A 7,649-nucleotide genomic window follows, 5' to 3' on the forward strand; every position below is an offset into this window, starting at 1 on the left:
TATATAAATTAAATTTTTATTCCTTGAACTACTGCTGCTTCTGTTTTTTCTATCAAATCAGCAAAATCATACTCGCTTACCGCTAAAGGTTTATGCACTACAAAGGTAAGGCGATTTCCTAAACCTAATGGAAAAAATCCGTATTTAACTATTTTCCAAGAATTGTTTATACTTACTGGAACCACGTATGCCGAGGGAGCATTTTTGCACAAAATCTTCAATCCTGTTTGAGAGAAAGCTTTGGGTAAGCCCGTTTTACTTCGTGTTCCTTCGGGAAAAATAACAGCTGAACGATTGTATTTCTCGATATATTCAGCCAATCCCTTAATGGCTGGTATGGCTTGTTTAGGATCTTTTCGATCTATAAGAACTGAACCTCCGTGACGCAAATTATACGAAACACTTGGAATACCTTTTCCCAACTCCTTCTTGCTGACAAATTTACAATGAAATCGACGAAAAAACCAAATCATAGCAATAATATCATACATACTTTGATGGTTCGACACAAAAATCAACGGAACATTTTTTGGAATGCTTTCTCTATTTTCAAATTTATAAGTTGTTCCTAAAAGATTGGTGCACCTCAACAAGAAAAAATTCAAATAATCAACACTTTTCTTGTGCGCTTGGTAGCCAAAAACATTGAAACAAACCCACTGTATTGGATGAAAAATGACCAAAGTTAAGCCGAAACACAAATAATAAATAACAGAAATGGGGTACGAAATCAGTTTTTGCATGCTTTAAAATTTAGCTACAAAAGTAAGAAATATATTTTTAGCGGTATTTACATCCAAAACAATACATAGGCAAAACGTTTAATCGTAACTTTGCGACTTTAAATAGTCTCTTTTTTCTATTACAATGAATTTCACGTACCCAAAAACCGAAAAATTAAAAAGCAAAATCACGATTGGATTATTGTTTACCGAAGGGAAATCTGTATCTAAATATCCGTTGCGATTGGTCTATAAATCAAGTGACTATAACAATCCCGAAACCCGAAACTTCGGGATGGGAGAAAAAATTAAAATGGGCGTTTCGGTTTCCAAAAAGAATTTCAAGAAAGCCGTCGATCGCAATTATTTCAAACGAGTGTTGCGCGAAACCTATCGTTTAAACAAACACCTACTTATTGACAATCTAGACCAACCGTATTCTTTTATGTTTTTTTACCAAACGAAGGACCGCTTATCCTACGAGGAAATCAATACTAAAACCATTCAATTGTTTGAGAAGTTTATTGCTCAAAATTGTAAAAAACCAGCCTCAGAAGTTACTGATACTTCAAAAACATAATCCTTTTACTCTACCAACTAAACATAATTGGCATAAGGTGGCCTCTCCTTCTATTATTTAATGATTAATTCCTATTTTAGTGGTTTCAAAATAAGTCAATTAAACCTATGAACCTTCTTCAAAAAAAATTTATACTCCCTGTTGTCGCCTCAGCGTTTCTTTTTATTGGTACTAGTTTCAAAGATGATTTTTTTGAAATTGCCAAGCAAATCGAGATTTTCACTACTCTTTTCAAAGAATTAAACCGCAATTATGTCGATGAAACAAATCCGGGTGATTTAATGGACAAAGCGATCAAGGGAATGCTCGCCAACCTAGATCCGTACACCGTTTATTTTAACGAGCAGGACGTAGTGCGATTCAAAATCAACAATACCGGAGAATACACGGGAATAGGCGCATTATTAACTCGGAAAGAGGATAAATTAATAGTCAAAGAAGCCTATAAAAATTTCCCCGCCGATAAAGCAGGATTAAAAGCAGGCGACGAAATTATACAAATTGGAGACGTTGTTTTGGCTGATTTTAAAGAGGATGCTTCCCAGCTTTTTAAAGGTGCAAAAAATACTAAAATCGATATCAAATACATCCGACAAGGAAAAACCAGTGCGACTCAAATTGTTTTGGACGAAGTCGAAATTAAATCGGTTCCCTTTTATGCAAAAATAGACGATAAAACGGGCTATATTGTTTTATCCCATTTTAATAAAAAAGCATCCAACGAAACCAAAGAAGCCCTGGAAGAACTAAAAAAACAAGGTGCAGAACGCATCATACTTGACGTTAGAGATAATCCAGGAGGACTATTGAATGAAGCCGTTAATATTTGCAATTTATTCGTTCCCAAAAACGAGACTATTGTTACTACAAAATCAAAAATTGAGAAGCACAACAGTACCTATAAAACAACTAAAGATCCTGTAGATACTGAAATTCCATTGATTATTCTTGTCAATGGTCGTAGTGCTTCTGCCTCCGAAATCGTGGCTGGCGCCTTACAAGATTTAGATCGTGCAGTAGTGGTAGGAAGTCGCAGTTTTGGAAAAGGACTGGTGCAACGACCGGTTGATTTAACCTTTGGAACACAACTAAAAGTTACTATTTCTCGCTATTACACGCCATCCGGAAGATGCATTCAAGCACTGGATTACTCTAAAAAAGACAAAAATGGCAAAGCCATAAAAACCGAAGAGAAAAACTTTAACGCCTTTAAAACCCGAAAAGGAAGAACGGTTTATGATGGAGGCGGAATTCAACCAGACATTGAACTAGAGGATGCTAAATCTAGCCCAATCACCGATGCTTTAATCAAAAACGATGGGATTTTTAATTATGTAACCAGTTATTATTATAAAAATCCTGATCTAGGAAACCGCATACCTACACTTTCTGATGCCGATTTTATAGATTTTAAACAGTTTTTAAAGACCCAAAAATTCTCTTTTGATACCGAAACAGAGCTTGCATTAAAAAATACTTTGGCTGTAGCTAAAAAAGAAAAAATAGACGAGTCCATTCTTGCTGAATACCAACAATTGCTAACCGCGCTTCAAAAAAGTGAGAATGCTTTACTGGACAAAAACCAAAAAGAAATTAAAAATCTTATTTTGGATGAAATTATAAAACGATATCAATACCAAGAAGGACTGTATCAGTATTACATTAAAAATAATTCAGAGATTAAAAAAGCACTAAGCATTTTGAATAATACTACTGAATACAAGACTATACTTAAGATATAATGAAAGCGCTGTAGCCTTTTATAGAGTGTACAAATTTAGTTAGGTTCTTTTCATTTCAATATGCGGAATATCATCTTCTAAATACATTTCACTTGTTTGCACAAATCCGTGGCTTTCATAGAATTTTTTCAGGTACAATTGTGCTCCAATAGTGATGTTGCTTTCGCCAAAATGCAACGCAATTCCAGCTATTGATTCCCGCATTAATTCATGTCCCCATTTTCGATCGCGGTATTTAGGCGAAACGGTAACTCTCCCAATCGATGCGTAATCAAAACTTATTCCGGGTTGAAACAATCTAGAATGTGCTACAATTTCTCCCTCAAACTCACCTATTAGGTGCAAGGCAACTTTATCTTTTCCGTCAAGATCAAGATAAACGCAATTTTGTTCTACTACAAAGATCTCACTTCTTAATTGCAATACATCATATAGTTCGTGAACCGTAAGTGCGTCAAACGCTTTGATTTTCCAATGTACCATCGTCCTTTTTTGTTTATTTAGACTACAAAGAAATGAAAATAAATACTATTTTTTTGGTACTTCAACAGATTTAATAATCGATTCGAGCTCGTGCATGAGATCCCGCTTTTCCTTAGAAGGGGCATAACAAAAACCTTCTAAAACTAAAATACGATTGTATTGCGTATCGATTATGGCATAATTAATAAAAGGACCCGACATGAAATCATTGTTTAATTCCCAAGTTCCCTTCGTTTCAAAGGTTTCTTTTGCATCAAAAGTAATCTTAGAAAGATATGGCGCATACGCTTCTTCGGTGATCATATTCGTATTGGGTTCGGTTCCTGTAATGTATAATTTCCCAATAGAATCGCGTATTCGTATGATATTACTAATAACATCTTTGTCTTTCTTAATCGCACTCAAAGGCACTTGATAAATTAAAAGACTGGTGTTGCCCCCAATAATCTCTTTTTTCAACCACATAAAATTGCTTTTTTGAAGCACATAGGCGTAACCAGAAGGAACTTGTAAATTGATGTGGAATTTATTTGAAATAACAGTCGGATTAATGTGAGATAACCCGTTAATTTTTTGACTTTCGGCAATTTCTGCTTCCTTAATAAGCTGAATCATCTGAGGAGCATGCTTCTCAAGGCTAGCAATTATATCTACACTTGTTTTACCCGAAATATGAAACACATTCTGAGGTGAGGCGTATTGATCTTTGACAATCTTAAATTTATTTAATTCGCCTTTCTTAACTACAATTATTGCTCGAGTGTCCGTCATAAAACCCTCCAATAATTTCACTGGATATTGGTTGATGTTAAACAGGGGTTCTTCTTGTGGCAAACCTATGACTGGGGAAGCAAACTTATTTCTAATGCTGTCACCAACATCTGCATTCCATAATTGATCCTCAATAATAACCGAAATCGTATTGATTTTCCCAGCTGTTTTTCGCGGCATGGATTCCTTGTCATTTTTACAGGAAAAAAACAACAAGGAAAGGAAAGGAAATAAAAAACAGGCTTTATACATTGTGATTCAATTATAAAATAAAACCCAAATTTATAGAAGTTAATTGTATTATCCGTTTATTTTTAACTTCATTCCAGGCTTAATATCTTCTCCGCGAATACCGTTCCATTTTTTTAGATCAGCGATCGTTACTCCCGGATATTTTTGTGATATGCTATACAAAGAGTCTCCTTTTTTTACATAATAATCAAGTGCTTCTTTTTTGGATGGCAATCCGCTATTTGCTTTTTTCTTAAATGAACTAACCGTTGCTTTGTTCGTATTAATGACAATCTCGTCCTTAGCAACAATTAAAGTGGCTCCCACGCCTATGCTATTGTCTGGTAGATTATTCCATTGTTTTAAATCCGTTATAGAAGCTCCAAATTTCTTCCCGATAGTTCCAAGATTGTCGCCTTGTAAAACAATATATTCGATGTCTTTTCGATCTGGGACTGCTGTTACTTCTGTTTTACGGTTGAACTCATTTTTGGCAACTTGTAACGTAGCTCCTATTTGTACATTGTTACTAGCAAGGTGATTCCACTCTTGAATATCGGCAACTGTTACCTCATATTTCTTAGCAATCATGCCTAAGTTGTCTCCTTTTTGCACTACGTACAGTTGCGATGCATTAGTGACAATTGGCCCTGCTGCTATTCCTTTCTTAATTTCATTCTCTTTGTTGACTTTTATTTCATCCGTGTCACCTTTTTGATTGCTTCCTTTTTTATCTGTTGAAGCCAAAGCAACTCTAGTATCTTTAAGAGCACTATTCGCATCCGCACCCATGACTATTTTTAAACTCTTACCAGATGCCAGACTACTACTAGTTAACTTATTCCAATGTTTTATATCTGAAACAGCAACATTATATTTTGCAGCGATGCTTTTTAAATTATCTCCCTTTTTTACTTTGTAATACTTAAATCCAGGAACTTTACCCGCTACTACAGTTGCATTTACCGTGTCCTTTACTACCAATGCTTTTTGCATTTCAAAAGGTCTCTCGCGTTTATCCAATTCATGTTGAACGTAGGCATATATTTGAGCTTCATTAGATACAAAAACAGCAATTTTTTCTTGCGGTAATCTCAAATAATGGTTTTCATTTTGGTAAAACGGAATCACGTTGAGCTTGTAGGACGGATTCAAAACCTGCAATTGTGCCACAGGAACATCCAATAAATCAGATATTTGCTTAAAGGACATTTGTTGTTTGATTGCGATTGTATCCGTGGCAAAATGTTTTACTACGGCTCTATTTGGGACAATTCCGTGTTCCTTGTGGTACTCGTAAATGTACATCGTTGCCAGAAAAGCGGGGACATATCCTTGCGTTTCTCTCGGAAGATTTTTTCTGATGTTCCAATAATTTTGCTGCCCACCCGAACGTCTGATGGCTTTGGTTACATTACCTGGACCAGAATTATAGGACGCCAAAACCAAATCCCAATCACCAAACATTTTATACATATTGGTCATGTACTGCGCCGCTGCGTCACTCGCTCGCAATGGGTCGCTTCGCTCATCAATATAAGAATCGATTTTTAATCCATATTGTTTTCCTGTTTGATACATAAATTGCCACAATCCAGTTGCACCCATTTTAGAAACTGCTTTAGGATTTAAAGCGGATTCTACAATCGCCAAATATTTTATTTCTAAAGGGACATTTTGCTTGGCCAAAGCCTCTTCAAAAATTGGAAAATAATATTCTGAAGTACCCATTAACCGTTCAAATGACTTTTTTCGATACTTTAAGAAAGATTTGATGATGTTCTCAAGTCCTGTATTGTACTCAATATTAAAAGGGGATTTGGCATCCATAGCCGCTAATCGCTCTTTCAAAAGCGCTGTAGGCAACTCGTAATCTACTGTTTGATCGATATTAATGGTTTTAATATCCGCACTAAGATTATTGTACAAATCAAGATTGGTTAACTCCTTCATCCACAAACTATCTACTCGAGAAGCTACTGCGCTTTTTACAAAGGAATTCTTTATCGAATCTAAATAGGATTGTTTTGTTTCTATTTTGGTAAACTCTTTATTTACAACAGTTTCTTGCGAAAATAAATGTACCGATGCTAACAGAAAAAACGATACTGTGGTGTTTTTTATATTCATATTTTTACGATCAAAGACCTATATTTCAAATGATTACAAAGCGTGTTATTTACAAACTTAGCAGGTTTATTGTAAAAATTTAGTTAAAAAGTGTTAAAAATGCAGTTTTAGCCTTGTTTTGAAACATTTTTCTACAATTTTTACAGTAAAACCTTTATAAAAAAATCAGTGAATTATATAAATAAACGACTAAACTATATAAAAAAAAACTCGATGACATTTTGTATCACCAAGGTTTCCTGTACAGTATAACGTAATATTGTCACGCTATGAATCAAGTAAATTTTAGTCTTTGCTCTAATTAATCTAAAATAGCAGCAATTCCAGGTAAAGTGCGTCCTTCCAGCATTTCCAGCATGGCACCACCACCCGTAGACACGTAGCTCATTTTATCTTCAAGTCCAAATTGTTTTACTGCTGCCACAGAATCTCCGCCTCCCACCAGTGAGAATGCTCCGTTTGCAGTTGATTCTGCAATAAAATTTCCTAGCGAAATAGTTCCATGTGCAAAATTCTCCATTTCAAACACGCCTAATGGTCCGTTCCACAAGATTGTTTTAGAGTCCATAATTACTTTTTTGAACTGCTCCAAGGATTTTGGACCTGAGTCCAGACCTTGCCAACCATCAGGAATTTCATTGACATCTACGGTTTGTGTATTGGCTGTATTCGAAAAACTATCTGCTGCAATTACATCAACTGGGATGTGAATTTGAACGCCTTTTTCTTTGGCCAATCTTAAAATTTCCAAAGCCAACTCCTGTTTGTCATCTTCACAAATAGAATTCCCTATTTTACCGCCTAATGCTTTTACAAAAGTAAAAGTCATCCCGCCGCCAATAATCATGTGGTCTACTTTGTCTAAAATATTCTCAATAACCGTAATTTTAGACGAAACCTTAGACCCTCCCAAAACAGCAGTTACTGGTTTTTCACTGTTTTTCAATACTTTGTTTAAACTTTCTATTTCTTTGGCTAACAACAATCCAA

The 7,649-nt window shown here is 35.2% G+C and carries 7 protein-coding genes; 2 read left to right on the top strand and 5 right to left on the bottom strand.

What is annotated here, in order from left to right:
* Positions 1–8 precede the first annotated feature (8 nt).
* Positions 9–743, bottom strand: coding sequence for a lysophospholipid acyltransferase family protein (locus tag AC061C_RS03900; protein ID WP_478290119.1), 735 nt, complete (start codon positions 741–743; stop codon positions 9–11).
* A 124-nt stretch (positions 744–867) separates the two neighbouring features.
* Between AC061C_RS03900 and AC061C_RS03905 the strand changes: the two genes are divergently transcribed.
* Both AC061C_RS03905 and AC061C_RS03910 read left to right on the top strand, forming a co-directional pair.
* Positions 868–1,302, top strand: a complete 435-nt coding sequence (locus tag AC061C_RS03905; RefSeq protein WP_478290120.1) for a ribonuclease P protein component — start codon at positions 868–870, stop codon at positions 1,300–1,302.
* Positions 1,303–1,409: 107 nt separating this feature from the next.
* Positions 1,410–3,044 carry a S41 family peptidase gene (locus tag AC061C_RS03910; protein ID WP_478290121.1) on the top strand — a complete coding sequence of 545 codons (1,635 nt, stop codon included), beginning with the start codon at positions 1,410–1,412 and terminating at the stop codon, positions 3,042–3,044.
* Positions 3,045–3,083: 39 nt separating this feature from the next.
* Here AC061C_RS03910 and AC061C_RS03915 read toward each other — a convergent pair whose 3' ends face one another.
* The 4 genes from AC061C_RS03915 to AC061C_RS03930 form a co-directional block, all read right to left on the bottom strand.
* Positions 3,084–3,527, bottom strand: a complete 444-nt coding sequence (locus AC061C_RS03915) for a GNAT family N-acetyltransferase (RefSeq protein WP_417946331.1) — start codon at positions 3,525–3,527, stop codon at positions 3,084–3,086.
* A gap of 45 nt (positions 3,528–3,572) precedes the next feature.
* Positions 3,573–4,478 (bottom strand): DUF4837 family protein, encoded by a 906-nt coding sequence (locus tag AC061C_RS03920; RefSeq protein ID WP_478290122.1) that lies wholly within the window; start codon positions 4,476–4,478, stop codon positions 3,573–3,575.
* Positions 4,479–4,598: 120 nt separating this feature from the next.
* Positions 4,599–6,659, bottom strand: coding sequence for a lytic transglycosylase domain-containing protein (locus tag AC061C_RS03925; protein ID WP_478290123.1), 2,061 nt, complete (start codon positions 6,657–6,659; stop codon positions 4,599–4,601).
* A 301-nt stretch (positions 6,660–6,960) separates the two neighbouring features.
* Positions 6,961–7,649: phosphoglycerate kinase (locus tag AC061C_RS03930; protein ID WP_478290124.1), on the bottom strand; the 689-nt coding region annotated here is incomplete at its 5' end.

The organism is Flavobacterium sp. GNP010 (assembly GCF_056428945.1).